Source organism: Cohaesibacter intestini, from assembly GCF_003324485.1.
In the GTDB taxonomy this organism is placed as follows: domain Bacteria; phylum Pseudomonadota; class Alphaproteobacteria; order Rhizobiales; family Cohaesibacteraceae; genus Cohaesibacter; species Cohaesibacter intestini.
This window is the reverse complement of record NZ_QODK01000001.1, coordinates 483,382-496,430: the sequence shown is the minus strand read 5'-3', so window position 1 is coordinate 496,430 and position 13,049 is coordinate 483,382. Positions and strand designations below refer to the sequence as shown.

Here is a 13,049-nt window from a genome sequence, read left to right as displayed (position 1 = left end):
CATTCTTTCGTGACGCCGTCAAGGTGGCGCGTGGGATGGGTCTTGGCCTGTCTGACACTTTGTGTCTGCGCCCTGAGCGGACCGGTCAAGGCAGATAATCTTGCCCAGATGCTCTATGACGTCTACGACAACAATCCCGACATCCGAGCCGAGGAAGCCGCCCGCGATATCAAGAAAGCCCAGTCGAAAGAGGCCCGTGCTGCGCTGTTTCCAAAGGTCAACGCGACCCTGTCGCAGAATTATGAAGAGAATAAGCTGAAGAGTGGCGGTTATTCCCGCTTGCGTACGAGCCAATATGGCTTGAGTGCCAGCCAGCGCCTGTTCAACGGCTTTCAGACCCGCAACAACATCCTGCGCTCCAAATATGAAGAAAAATCGGCTCACTACAAGGTCCGCAACCGCGAGCGCCAGATCTTGCTCGAAGCGGTGAAGGCCTATATGGATGTCTATGCCGCCCGCAAGATGATCAAGCTGCGCCGCCGCCATCTGGACACCATGCTCAAACAACGTCGGGCCACCAAGGCGCGAATCCGGGCAGGGGAGTTGACCAAGACGGATCTGTCGAAAACCGATGCTCTTATCTATCGCGCCCGCGCTTCGCTTGAGGGCGCACAGGCCGATCTCGGTGGGGCTGCCGGGCGCTATGAAAGCCTTGTCGGCTACAGGCCGGGCGACCTGATCTATCCGCAAATGCCCGTCCGCTTCATGCCCAAGGATGCAGACGAAGCGGTGAAGAAGGCCCTGCGCATGCATCCCGACCTGAGAGCGTCGCGCGCCAACACCAAGGCTTCTGAATATGCCGTCAAGGCGGCCAAGGGCGCCTTCCTGCCCACCCTTGATCTGACGGGCGAGACCACCCGCACATTCGCCTCCAGCCATTCCGAGCCCAACAAGCAGGAAAGCAGCGTCGGACTGCGCCTGAGCCTGCCTCTCTTTGACGGGGGCACGCGCCTTGCCGGTGTGCAGAAAGCCCGGGCAGAACACAACCAGCGTACCCATCTGACCAATGCTCTGACTGCCCGCATCAAGGCTGACGCCAGTGAGCAATTCCTGCGCAACAAGGCGTCTCAAGCCAAACTGAAACAGGCCAAGGCCGAAGTCAGGGCTGCGCGTGAGTTGCTCAAGGGCATCCGGATCGAAGAGAAGGCCGGTCAACGATCCTTCCTCGATATTCTCGATGCAGAGGTCGCCTTGCTTGATGCCCAGGAACTGGAGATCTATTCTCAGGCTGACTCGGTCATCGCCCTCTATTCCTTTCTTGCTTCGACGGGGCAATTGACGGTGTCTGGAGCACGCAGGGCAGATTTGCAATATAGCCCGGAAGCAACGGCTGCCATCGCCAAGGCCCAGCAACTCGATGCAGCCTATCGGCAAAAGGGCAAAAAGATCGGCCGAAGAACGTCAAATGACCCTTGGAGCGGCCTGCGCTGAAGGCCGGCCTCAGGCCGTTCAGGTTTCGTTAAGGATAGCGTTAGCTTTTGGGCGGGATAGCCTTGGATAAAATACGCGCTAGCGACCGCATTAACTTTCCTTCGCTAAGCTCCTCCAATGAAGTTGGCAGGCCGCCCGTGGCATGCTGGCATGCAGGGCTGACGGGTCGCGAGTTGTTATGGCACTAATCCTCATCGTTGATGACCAGAAGACAAACAGGCAGATCTATAGCCAGATCGCCAAACGCATCGAGCAAGACACCGAGGTGGTTTGTTTTGCAAGGCCCGTGCGGGCATTGCGCTGGCTGGGGGACCATGATCCGGATCTGATCCTGACCTCCTTCGATTTGCCCGAAATGCTAGGCGATGAGTTCATTTCCCGCATCCGTGTCAATCCGCGTACACAGGACATCCCGATCATCGCCGTCACGGTGATGGAGGACCGCGGATATCGTCTGCGGGCGCTTGATGCCGGTGCGACGGATCTGTTGACGAGTCCCGTCGATCATCGGGAGTTTGTCGCCCGGGCCCGCAATCTGCTGAAAATGTATCGCCAGAGCCAGATGCTGTCGAACAGGGCGGACTCGTTGCTGGAATCCCTCAAGAAAAGCGAAAGCATCCTCGCCTGGACCCAGCGCGAAAATGAGAGCCGTCTCGTCCATGTGATCAACACCTTGCCGGTGATGGTCAGCGCGACCGATCTCGATGGCTGCATCCTGTTCATGAATGTCTTTCAGGCCAATTATCTCGGCTTGAAGCCCGAAGAGGTGGTCGGCAAGCAATATTCGGACGTGTTCGGAACCAAGCAGGCCGAGTTGACCATGACCATCAACCAGCTTGTCGTGTCATCCAAGAAGGGCCTGCGGTCCTTTGAAGAGGAAATTGTCGGGGCCGATGGCAAGAAGCGGATCTTTCTGACCTCCAAATCGACCCTGATCGAGAATGGCACCGTCATCGGCGTGGTCAGCTCCTCTCAGGACATCACCGACCGCAAGGCGGCGGAAAATCACCTCCATCACATGGCGCATCATGACGCCTTGACCAGCCTTGCCAATCGCACACTGATGCGAGACCGGGTGGACAGGGAAATTGGCCGCTGCCGCCGTGGCGATGGACGCTTTGCGCTCCATCTCATCGATCTGGATGGCTTCAAGCAGGTGAATGACCTCAACGGTCACGCGACCGGCGACGAGTTGCTGGTTCATGTGGGTGCGGCCCTGCGCTCCATCGCCTCCAAGAATGATCTGGTTGCCCGTCTGGGTGGCGACGAGTTTGCCATCCTTCAGGTGAACACCAGAGGCGACCAGCAAATCGAGCGCATGGGCAAGGCGATTGCGGATATTCTGCCCTCGGCTATCGCCAAGGTCGACATCACCACCCCCGTCACCGCGTCGGTGGGCATCGCGATACACCCAGAAGATGGGCAGGATTTCGAAAAACTGGTGCGCAACGCCGATCTGGCGATGTATCGCACCAAGAAAGCCAGCGGCAACGGTTATTGCCTCTTCTCGGCCAATATGGATGCCCGTGCCCGTGAAGAGCAGGAGCTCGACAACAATTTGCGCAAGGCCCTCGAAGAGGGTCGTTTCGAACTGCATTATCAGCAGCAGGTGGATCTGGGTACCCGCGCCATCATTGGCTGCGAGGCCTTGCTCAGGATGCGCGGGGAAGACGGGTCCCTGATCCCGCCAAGCCAGTTTCTCGCCCGGGCCGAGCGCAATGGCATGATCATGCCGATCAATGAATGGGTGCTGCGCGAAGCCTGTCGACAGGGCGCGGCCTGGAAGGCCAAGGGCCTGCCGGACTTCACCATTGGCGTCAATCTCTCCCCTGTTCAGTTCCAGCGCCAGTCGGTGCCGTTGCTGGTTGCCCGCATTCTGGGGGAGACCGGAATGCCACCGCACCTGCTCGATCTGGAATTGACCGAAAGCATCGTCCTGCATGACAAGGATCAGGTGGCAATCCAGCTTGGCCAGCTGCGTGATCTTGGCGTCAAGATTTCCATTGATGATTTTGGCACCGGTTGTTCATCGCTGTCCTACGTCAAGCATTTCCCTGTCGATCGCCTCAAGATCGACCAGTCCTTTGTCAGGGACATGATCGGCAATCCGTCCGACGCTGCGATTGTTCGCGCCACCATCAATCTGGCCCATTCGCTGGGATTGGAAGTTATCGCCGAAGGGGTGGAAACCGAAGCCAGTGCCAATCATCTCAAGCAGGAACATTGCGACAGTGCTCAGGGCTTTCTTTTTGCCAGACCCAAGCCGCCGCGCGAGTTTGAACAGGCGCTGCTGGAGCAGACCGACATTCCCGTCACGCCCTTTGTCGAGCGCCATCGTCAAGCCTGAGGCCGCTCTCTGAACCGCGACGGCAAAAGCGGAGCAGCTTGACGCTGCCCCTCCCATTCTTTATTGCCAGCCAGATCACTCCTCATGCATGACAGGCACTGGCCATGACATCGACTGACCCCAAAGACAAGCAAACCGGACAAACCAGCCGGGCAGGGCAGCCCATTTGGGATGCGATCATTCTGGGGGCGGGGGCGGCCGGCTTGATGACCGCAATCACTGCCGCCCGGCGTGGACGCAAAGTGCTGGTACTCGACCACGCCAAAAAGGCGGCGGAAAAAATCCGCATCTCTGGCGGTGGGCGTTGCAACTTCACCAATCTCAACACCACCGAGAAGAACTTCCTTTCCGCCAATCCGCGCTTTTGCATTTCCGCCTTGCGGGGATTCACGCCGAAGGATTTTCTCGCCATGGTCGACGAGCGCCGCATTTCCTGGCACGAGAAAACCCTCGGTCAGCTCTTCTGTGATGACAGCGCAATGGATATCATCACCATGCTGCTCGATCATTTGCGGGCGGCGGGTGGCACCTTGCGGCTCGACACGGCCATCAAGGCGGTCGACAAGAGCGATGATTTGTATCAGGTTGCGACCGGTCGCGGCACCGAACTGGCCCGCAATGTGGTGGTTGCCACCGGCGGTAAATCGATCCCCAAAATGGGTGCCACCGGTCTTGGTTATGACATTGCCAAGCAATTCGGGATTCCGTTGCAGGAAACGCGCGCCGCTCTGGTGCCCTTCATCTTTGCTGAAGCGGAGAAGAGCTGGACCGTTCCCCTGTCTGGCCTTTCGGTCGATGCGGTGGTCAAGGTCGGCAAGACCAGCTTCCGCGAGGGCCTGCTCTTCACTCATCGTGGCTTGTCCGGTCCCTCGATCCTGCAGATTTCCTCTTATTGGCGCGAAGGCATGCCCGTCATTGTCGATCTGGCACCCGGCCAATCCTGCCTTGAGCATATGACCAAAGCGCGGAGTGACAATCCCAAGCAGGACATTGCCACCGCCCTGTCCGGTCTGTTGCCAAAGCGTCTGGCCAAGGCCATTTGCGTGCGAGACGGTTTCAAAGGGCCAATGGGCGAACAGGGCAACAAGATACTGACCAAGCTCGATGAAGCGGTTCATCGCTGGTCGGTTGCCCCGATTGGCACCGAAGGCTATCGCACTGCCGAGGTGACCTTGGGCGGCGTCGACACCCGCGCCATTTCCTCAAAGACCATGGAAGCGAATAACGTGAGCGGGCTCTATTTCGTTGGCGAGGTGCTTGATGTGACCGGGCATTTGGGCGGTTTCAATTTCCAGTGGGCATGGGCCTCTGGCCATGCGGCAGGGGTGGCTCTCTGATCACGCAGGCAGATCCGGCAGGGGCAGACAGCGCAAAAGGGACTTGCAGCCCATCGGCGAATGTCGTCAAATCAGCCCAGAGTCTGCACAAGCCCCGATCCGTCATCTGGCCTGAAGAGATCTGCCATGCCCACCTATGCCAAAAACAGAGCGGTCAATTTTGACCATCACTGGATGCCCTTCACCGCCAATCAGGATTTTGCCGCCGATCCACGCCTGATTGTGGAAGCCAGGGGCATGCATTATCTGACCAAGGATGGCGACAAGATCCTCGATATGTCCGGTGGTCTCTGGTGCTGCAATCTCGGCCATGGCCGTACGGAAATTGGTGAGGCGATCAAGGCGCAATTTGCCGAGCTGGATTTTGCCCCTTCCTTCAGTTTCGGCCATCCGCTTTCCTTTCAACTGGCCGAGCGACTGGCTGCTTTCTTGCCCGGAAACCTCAACACCCTGTTCTTTGCCAATTCCGGCTCCGAAGCGGTCGAGACGGCCGTCAAGATCGCCTATGCCTATCATGACGCAAAGGGGCAGGCAGGCCGCAAGAAGCTGATTTCCCGCCAGCGGGCCTATCACGGGGTGAATTTCGCTGGAGTCTCCCTTGGCGGCCTGACCGCCAATCGCAAGGCCTTTGGTCAATGGTTGCCTGTCGATCATCTCAAGGATACCCATGATCTGTCGCTCAATGCCTTCTCCAAGGGCCAGCCAGAACAGGGCGGCGAGGCGATGGCAGAGGAGTTGGCCAATCTGATCCGCTTCCATGACCCGGATACCATCGCTGCGGTTATTGTCGAGCCGATTGCCGGGGCCGGAGGCGTCTTGTTGCCGCCAAAGGGCTATTTGGAGCGTCTGCGCACCCTGTGTTCGGAGCATGGCATTTTGTTGATCTTTGACGAGGTGATCACCGGTTTTGGCCGAACCGGGGCTGCCTTTGCCGCCCAACGTTTCGGCGTCGAGCCTGATATCATGACAATGGCCAAGGGCATCACCTCGGCGACCATCCCGATGGGAGCTGTGGCCTGCAGCGATGCGGTCAAGGCGGCGATTTTTGACAGCACCTCGGGCATGGAATTGTTCCATGGTTATACCTATTCCGCCCATCCGCTCGCCTGCGCCGCTTCCATGGCCTGTCTGGATCTTTATGAGCGGGATGCGCTTTTCACCCGTGCAGCAGGCCCGATTGGCGATGCGTTGCAAGACGTCTTGCATGGCTTGGCCGACCTGCCGCGGGTGATTGATGTGCGCGGCATCGGCCTCATTGGCGCAATTGAGTTCGCGCCCTTCGATGACAAGCCCGGCAGCATCGGCCCGCAATTGCTCAAGGCTTGCTGGAAAGAAGGGGTGATGGTGCGTGGGCTGGGGGATGCCGTTGCGGTCTCGCCGCCCCTGATCATCGAGGAAAGCCATATTGAAGACTTTGTCACCGGTTTCCGCAAGGCGGTGACGACGGTGCTGGGATAACGGCCCGAACGGGCATCGCAACGCAGGCACAAAATAGCAAGCATGAAAGGCAACGGACAGAATGGGACGCATGATCGAGCCGGAGATATCCGCCCCGGTGGATGGGCGCCAATCAGAACGGGCTTTGGAAATCCAACGTGGCACCGCCCGCCTGCTCCGGCGGCATGGCTTTGTCTCGATCCCGGAATTGACGCTGAAATCAGGTCGCCGTGCCGATCTTTTTGCCATCAATGGCAAGGGAGAAATCTGGATCGTCGAAATCAAGTCTTCTCTGGCGGACTTCCGGGCGGACAGCAAGTGGCCTGATTATTGGGACTATTGCGACAGACTTTTCTTCGCCACCAATCAACAGACCCCGGCGGAGATTTTTCCTCAGGAAGCAGGTCTGATCATCGCCGATTCTCATGGGGCGGAGATTGTCCGCGACGTTGAGCTTCGCAAGCTGGCCGCCGCCCGCCGAAAGGCCGTGACCCTGAGATTTGCACAGGTAGCCGCCAGCCGACTTCACGCCATTCATGACCCCGGAGTGCCAATCCATATAGAGCCTGCCAAAATTTGATGGCTTCCTTCGATCTGCTGGATCGACCACAAGCCGAAGTCGACGCACTTAAGGATACAGAACTCTGGGAAGGGGATCTTTGGTAGCAGTTCGCGCTTGATTTCGCGAAGGTCTTGTGGCAATTCTTCCGTGCTGGACTTTTCTATTCGACACTGCTCTACCCCGTTGGACTTCCTTTGGGCGTCAGTCTTTCGATACAGACGAGCTACGCCGAGCTATCGCATCGTGCGGATAGCATACTATTTGGAGACAACGGTTATGGCTAACGGCACCGTTAAATGGTTCAACCCAACCAAAGGGTTTGGTTTCATTGCCCCTGAAGATGGCGGCAAAGATATTTTCGTACACATTTCTGCTGTAGAGCGTTCCGGTCTTTCTGGCCTGGACGAAAACCAGAAAGTATCCTACGAGCTGCAGACCGGTCGTGATGGCCGCGAAAGCGCTGCAAACCTTGAAATCCTCTAAGTCTGATTTTCAGACTTTGGCGATTCCTTTGCGGAATTGCGGATCAAAGGCACAAGAGATGAAACCGGCCGCTGGCCGGTTTTTTTGTATCTGACCCTTTGCATCGGGTCGATGGCCGTAAGCGACCGTCTCCTGACTGACGGCAGGAGAGACGGATCAGGTGAGCGCCGGGTTGGTTCAGCGTTGGTTTAACGGGGTGCGCGCTTGGCAAGAATCCGCTGCAGGGTGCGACGGTGCATGTTCAGGCGGCGTGCCGTCTCGGACACGTTGCGATCACACAATTCATAGACCCGCTGGATATGCTCCCACCGTACGCGATCGGCGGACATGGGGTTTTCCGGCGGCTCGGACTTTTGTCCCCCTTCATTCATCAAGGCAGCATAGATGTCATCCGCATCGGAGGGCTTGGCCAGATAGTCAACCGCACCGAGTTTGACGGCCGTCACGGCCGTTGTGATATTGCCATAGCCCGTCAGCATGATGGTCCGAGCGTCGGGGTTGGTGTTGCGGATGGCCTCGATCACATCGAGTCCGTTGCCGTCGCCAAGTCGCATATCAACCACGGCATAGCGGGGCGGCTCGACCTTGACGATCATCAGGGCTTCGGCCACGCTATCGGCGGTCTGAATGGTGAAGCCACGGCTTTCCATGGCACGTGCGAGGCGGATGAGGAAGGGACGATCATCATCAACTAACAGAAGATATCCAGGCTGAGTGCTCGAAATTTGGTCAGTAAGCGTCATGGTTGGTCGTCCTTCTTGCCCTTGCCAAACCCTAGCATTGATTCCTCTTGGCGGAATTTAGTGTGGCAATCGGTCTCATAACTTAAATCTAGCATCAAACTTACTTCTTTTATTGATCTGTCTCAAGAACCGCTCGTGGCCAGTATATATCTACCACTGCTCCACTGTTTTTATGGACTTTTTTGCTTTTCTTGCCCTTCTTTGCACCATTGCGGTTGCTGATTTCTACCCGACCACCAGTGCGTTCAAGTAGGGTCTTGGCGATGAAGAAGCCAAGGCCCAGCCCGCCGCCATTCAACCCCTGCGACAGTATGGTGTCTGTGTCTGGCCTGTGAATTGCAGAGCGATCCGGTTGGCCCGGCTCAGGTCGACTGGCGACATAAGGGTCGCCCAGTCGCTGCAACATGACATCCGAAAAGCCCGGCCCATCATCGGCGATGCGTATCGACAGGGTTCGCTCGTTCCATTGCGCAGAGATCTCCACCCGTGAGGCTGCAAAATCGGTGGCATTCTCGATCAGATTGCCAAGGCCGAACATCAGCCCCGGATTGCGCCATAGAACGGGATGATCGTCCCGGTCGGTCGGGAAAGACTGGACGATCTCGACATCGAACAGTTCAAAGGGCTCGACCAGCTCCGAGATCAGCGACGACAGACGCATCTTGGAGAAATTGGCATGGTCATCCCCTGACAGGGAGCGCAACTTGCCCAGAATTTCACGGCACCGTTCCGCCTGACTGCGCAGCAATTGCGCATCCTCATGCAAGGGATCTGCCGGATCGAGTTCGCGCTCCAGTTCTTTGGCCACCAGTTGGATGGTTGAAAGCGGGGTGCCCAATTCGTGCGCAGCGGCTGTCGCCAACCCGTCCAGCGTGGTCAGATGCTGCTCGTTGGCAAGGATCAGTTCGGTCGCCGACAGGGCATTGGCCAACAAATGGCCTTCCTGGGCGATCCGGTGGGCATAGACGCTTAGAAACAGCATCGTGACAAGGATCGCCAGCCAGATCCCGGCCACATACATCATCGGGAACTGCGGCGGTGTGGCTTCCGCCCATGGCAGAGGCATGTGAAAGAAGACCAGCAAAGTTGCGATGAGGACGATCAGGCCCGTCAATGGAATGGTGTAGCGAGCTGGCTGCATGGTGGCTGAAACCACAGCAGGCACCAGCAGCAACAGCGCAAAGGGATTGTGTAGCCCGCCGGTCAAATAGAGCAAGCCGCCCAGTTGGGCCGAATCATAGGCCAGCAACCCCGTCGCAGGACCCGGTGCCAACCGCACACTGTTGCGAATCTGGAAATGCAGATAGAGATTGAGCCAGGCTGATAATCCGACCAAGGCAAGACACAGCAAGCCTGGAAATTCATAGCCCAGCACCAGCCAGACAAACAGAACCGCTGACCCTTGCCCCAGAATGGCCAGCCAGCGCAAGCCCACGAGAGTGCCCAACTTGATCTGCCTGCTGGAGAAAATCGGATCGGATTGGTTTGATGGAAGCATGATGAAGGCTTGATGTGAAACGGCCTGAACGGATGCTGTCAGGCTCTTGCTGCGGGTCATACTGTCACCCTCGGGACAAATTCCGCAATAGCCTATCTGCGCTTTTTTGGGAATTTATGTTGCGTTGCAACAAATTTCCGTGTCAAATACGGATGGGTTCGTTATTCTTACGCCTAAAGAGGTAAGTGAATACCTTGAATTTTGGCGATGGCTGGCTTTACTATATTGCCTTGCACAATAAGTGAAGAACAAGCGCTTGTTTATAAAATGTCGCTGAAGGCAAATCAGGGTCATCAAGCCAAGGCTGGCCGTTTGGTGAAAGTCCAAGGCAGGGCACAGGCTACAAGGCAAAGCCCCAAAAAGAGCTTCAAGGCAAGCCAGAACAGAATCGACGCGTAGCGTTCGGTTTCAGCAGTCGCCCTGTTTCAGGAATCACCTGTTTTAGGAATCACCAGTTTTAGGAATCATATGATGAAATTTGATAGTTTCTCTTTCGAAGGCTGGTTCGATCCGAACAATCTCGACCTGCAGCAGTTCGATCCAACCCGGATGATGTCCGGCCTGCCCTATATGGACTATTTCGACTGGCAGGATCACATGGAACTGGACATGTCGATGATCCCGATGCCGGTCTATCAGCTCTATGAATGGCACCATGCCATGCTGAGCCCGTGGCGGGCAGCGGCGGATGCCACCCGTATCTTCATGCAAAATCCGGTCAATCCCCTGTCCCAGACCCCCTGGGGCAAGACGATGGCTGCTGCAGCCGAGCTGTTCGAGCGCACCACCCGCCGCTATGGCAAACCGGAATTTGGCCTGTTTGAGACCTCTGTCGATGGGCAAGCCACCTCAGTGCACGAAAAGACTGTCTGGCGTCGCCCCTTCTGCAATCTCATCCATTTCGAGCGCATGTTGCCTGCAGCCCACAGGCCTGACCCCAAAGTCCTCATCGTGGCACCTTTGTCCGGTCACTATGCGACGCTTTTGCGCGGCACGGTGGAAACCATGCTGCCCGGTCACGATGTCTATATCACCGACTGGATCGATGCCCGTCTTGTACCCGCGCAGGAGGGTGATTTCGGCCTCGATGACTATATCGAATATATCATGGGTATGATCCACTATCTCGGCCCCAACACCCACGTGATGGCGGTTTGCCAGCCGTCCGTTCCGGTGTTGGCGGCGGTCTCGGTGATGAATGAGGACAACGATCATCGGGCACCGGCCTCCATGACCCTGATGGGCGGGCCGATCGACACGCGCATCACCCCAACCGCCGTCAATGACTATGCGGTCAGCAAAGGCATCGACTGGTTCCGCAAGAATGTCATCATGACTGTGCCTTTCCCGCATCAGGGCTTTGGCCGCCGGGTCTATCCCGGTTTCCTGCAACTGGGTGGCTTCATGGGTATGAATCTTGATCGTCATGTCAGTGCGCATCAGGAATTTTACAACCACCTGATCGTTGGCGACGGCGATTCCGCCGAGAAGCACCGTGATTTCTATGACGAGTATCTCGCCGTCATGGACATGACCGAGGACTTCTATCTCGACACGATCAAGGCCGTCTTCATCGATCATGCCTTGCCCGAAGGCACATTCACCTACCGTGGGCGGACCATCGATTGCGCCAAGATCACCAAAACCGCCTTGATGACGGTTGAGGGCGAAAAGGACGATATCACCGGCACCGGCCAGACCGAAGCGGCTCAGGGCCTGTGCAGTGGACTGCCAGACAGCATGAAGGTGCATTACCAGCAGCCTGATGTCGGCCATTATGGTGTCTTCAATGGCTCCCGCTTCCGCGCTGAAATCGCCCCCCGCATTGCCGACTTCATGCGGACCCACGATCTGGTGCTGAATAAACCCAAGTGATCTACCAGGATGGGAGTGATCTGCCAGAACAGGAGTGATCTGCCAGGATGGGAGCAGGGGCCAATCTAGCGCCTGTTTGGCTCCTTGGCTTTGTCCTCCTGGGCCTTGCGTGCATCAAATGCCGCACGGGCCGCGTGAATGCGGTCATGATGCTCAAACACCCAACTGCCCAGCCCAACAATCGGTTCGGCAAAGGATTGTCCGAGCTCTGTGAGCGCATATTCCACCGCAGGCGGTGTGGTCGGATACACCGTGCGGCTGACAAGGCCATCGCGCTCCAGCGCCCGCAATGTGAGCGTCAGCATCCGTTGGGAAATGCCGACAACTGACCGCTTCAGCACTCCAAAGCGTTTGGGACCACTGCGCAGCATCATGATCACCAGCACCGTCCATTTGTCCCCCAGACGGGACAGCATGTCGCTGACGGTCGGGCATTTCACAGAGCTGAAGCCGCTTTCGCTGCATTCATCAATTTTTTCCATGGTATCAAAAATGTGCCTTCTTGCATGTTGCAGCTAGTTACGTATTTATGTGTGGTTACGAAACAGTACCACACTTCACGACTCGAAGCGAGTGCAAGGGGAGGCTTGCAGGTTGCTCGTGTTACAAGAAAGGCAAAATATGTATCTCGATAAACTCAACTGGCGCTACGCAACCAAGAAAATGGACCCCACAAAATCTGTGCCGCAGGACAAGGTGGACCGGATCGTTGAAGCCGTGCGTCTAGCACCAACCTCCAGTGGCCTGCAGCCTTTCGAGCTGATTGTCGTCACCAACAAAGCGCTCAAGGACAAGATCAAGGAGGCTGCCTACGGTCAGGCGCAGGTCTCCGACGGGTCCCATCTGCTGGTTTTTGCTGCTTGGGACACCTATACCCCGGAGCGCATCAACCAGATGTTCGATCAGGTGATCGAGGAGCGCGGCGTCAATGATGATGCATGGGAAGCCTATCGCCAGCGTCTTCTGGGCATGTTTGGTCCGCGCGATGCGGAAGAGAATTACGCGCATGCTGCCCGTCAGGCCTATATCGCCCTTGGCATGGCTTTGTCGGCAGCCGCCTTTGAGGAGGTTGATTCCACGCCGATGGAAGGCTTCGACCCGGAAGCCGTCGACGAAATCCTTGGCCTCAAGGAGCGGGGTTTGCGCTCGGTGCTTCTGCTGCCATTGGGTTATCGCGATGAAACCGCCGACTGGCTGGTCAATCTGAAAAAAGTGCGCCGTGCCAAAGAAAATTTCGTCATCGAGATGGCGTAACGTTGCCAAACTGCTGCGACAAATCGGCTCCGGCATGTCCGGGGCCTTTTTTGTGCGAAAAGTGCGCAAAATGCGCCAAAAT

At 57.0% G+C, this 13,049-nt stretch carries 11 protein-coding genes; 8 read left to right on the top strand and 3 right to left on the bottom strand.

Annotated elements, in window-relative coordinates; all coding sequences use genetic code 11:
- Positions 1-42: 42 nt before the first annotated feature.
- From DSD30_RS02165 to DSD30_RS02140, 6 genes are all read left to right on the top strand, one after another.
- A complete protein-coding gene (locus DSD30_RS02165) occupies positions 43-1,431 on the top strand; it encodes a TolC family outer membrane protein (protein WP_157967518.1) in 1,389 nt (462 codons plus the stop codon).
- 178 nt (positions 1,432-1,609) lie between these two features.
- Positions 1,610-3,778, top strand: a complete 2,169-nt coding sequence (locus DSD30_RS02160; protein WP_171022193.1) for a putative bifunctional diguanylate cyclase/phosphodiesterase — start codon at positions 1,610-1,612, stop codon at positions 3,776-3,778.
- Between the two features lie 104 nt (positions 3,779-3,882).
- Positions 3,883-5,115 carry a BaiN/RdsA family NAD(P)/FAD-dependent oxidoreductase gene (locus DSD30_RS02155; RefSeq protein ID WP_114007942.1) on the top strand — a complete coding sequence of 411 codons (1,233 nt, stop codon included), beginning with the start codon at positions 3,883-3,885 and terminating at the stop codon, positions 5,113-5,115.
- A gap of 126 nt (positions 5,116-5,241) precedes the next feature.
- Complete coding sequence (gene aptA / locus DSD30_RS02150) at positions 5,242-6,573, top strand: omega-aminotransferase AptA (protein ID WP_114007941.1); 1,332 nt, start codon at positions 5,242-5,244, stop codon at positions 6,571-6,573.
- Positions 6,574-6,634: 61 nt separating this feature from the next.
- Positions 6,635-7,132, top strand: a complete 498-nt coding sequence (locus DSD30_RS02145) for an MmcB family DNA repair protein (protein ID WP_114007940.1) — start codon at positions 6,635-6,637, stop codon at positions 7,130-7,132.
- Positions 7,133-7,390: 258 nt separating this feature from the next.
- Positions 7,391-7,597 carry a cold-shock protein gene (locus DSD30_RS02140; protein ID WP_114007939.1) on the top strand — a complete coding sequence of 69 codons (207 nt, stop codon included), beginning with the start codon at positions 7,391-7,393 and terminating at the stop codon, positions 7,595-7,597.
- A 188-nt stretch (positions 7,598-7,785) separates the two neighbouring features.
- Here DSD30_RS02140 and DSD30_RS02135 read toward each other — a convergent pair whose 3' ends face one another.
- Positions 7,786-8,340, bottom strand: coding sequence for an ActR/PrrA/RegA family redox response regulator transcription factor (locus DSD30_RS02135; protein ID WP_114007938.1), 555 nt, complete (start codon positions 8,338-8,340; stop codon positions 7,786-7,788).
- 109 nt (positions 8,341-8,449) lie between these two features.
- The gene (locus DSD30_RS02130) at positions 8,450-9,898 is read right to left on the bottom strand and encodes an ActS/PrrB/RegB family redox-sensitive histidine kinase (protein ID WP_245418329.1); all 1,449 of its coding nucleotides are present in this window, start codon (positions 9,896-9,898) and stop codon (positions 8,450-8,452) included.
- A 411-nt stretch (positions 9,899-10,309) separates the two neighbouring features.
- Here DSD30_RS02130 and DSD30_RS02120 point away from each other — a divergent pair, with 411 nt between their 5' ends.
- Positions 10,310-11,713, top strand: coding sequence for a polyhydroxyalkanoate depolymerase (locus DSD30_RS02120; protein WP_280955300.1), 1,404 nt, complete (start codon positions 10,310-10,312; stop codon positions 11,711-11,713).
- Between the two features lie 65 nt (positions 11,714-11,778).
- Here the strand turns inward: DSD30_RS02120 and DSD30_RS02115 are convergent, their stop codons facing one another.
- Positions 11,779-12,195 carry a winged helix-turn-helix transcriptional regulator gene (locus DSD30_RS02115; protein WP_114007936.1) on the bottom strand — a complete coding sequence of 139 codons (417 nt, stop codon included), beginning with the start codon at positions 12,193-12,195 and terminating at the stop codon, positions 11,779-11,781.
- A 139-nt stretch (positions 12,196-12,334) separates the two neighbouring features.
- Between DSD30_RS02115 and DSD30_RS02110 the strand changes: the two genes are divergently transcribed.
- A complete protein-coding gene (locus DSD30_RS02110) occupies positions 12,335-12,967 on the top strand; it encodes an NAD(P)H-dependent oxidoreductase (protein ID WP_114007935.1) in 633 nt (210 codons plus the stop codon).
- The last annotated feature ends 82 nt before the right edge of the window (positions 12,968-13,049 follow it).

What these genes read in the sequence shown, in the direction of transcription:
- DSD30_RS02130 (WP_245418329.1), bottom strand. Translation starts at nt 9,898, where the DNA reads ATGACCCGCAGCAAGAGCCTGACAGCATCCGTTCAGGCCGTTTCACAT.
- DSD30_RS02140 (WP_114007939.1), top strand. Translation starts at nt 7,391, where the DNA reads ATGGCTAACGGCACCGTTAAATGGTTCAACCCAACCAAAGGGTTTGGT.
- DSD30_RS02110 (WP_114007935.1), top strand. Translation starts at nt 12,335, where the DNA reads ATGTATCTCGATAAACTCAACTGGCGCTACGCAACCAAGAAAATGGAC.
- aptA (WP_114007941.1), top strand. Translation starts at nt 5,242, where the DNA reads ATGCCCACCTATGCCAAAAACAGAGCGGTCAATTTTGACCATCACTGG.
- DSD30_RS02160 (WP_171022193.1), top strand. Translation starts at nt 1,610, where the DNA reads ATGGCACTAATCCTCATCGTTGATGACCAGAAGACAAACAGGCAGATC.
- DSD30_RS02120 (WP_280955300.1), top strand. Translation starts at nt 10,310, where the DNA reads ATGAAATTTGATAGTTTCTCTTTCGAAGGCTGGTTCGATCCGAACAAT.
- DSD30_RS02115 (WP_114007936.1), bottom strand. Translation starts at nt 12,195, where the DNA reads ATGGAAAAAATTGATGAATGCAGCGAAAGCGGCTTCAGCTCTGTGAAA.
- DSD30_RS02135 (WP_114007938.1), bottom strand. Translation starts at nt 8,340, where the DNA reads ATGACGCTTACTGACCAAATTTCGAGCACTCAGCCTGGATATCTTCTG.
- DSD30_RS02155 (WP_114007942.1), top strand. Translation starts at nt 3,883, where the DNA reads ATGACATCGACTGACCCCAAAGACAAGCAAACCGGACAAACCAGCCGG.
- DSD30_RS02145 (WP_114007940.1), top strand. Translation starts at nt 6,635, where the DNA reads ATGGGACGCATGATCGAGCCGGAGATATCCGCCCCGGTGGATGGGCGC.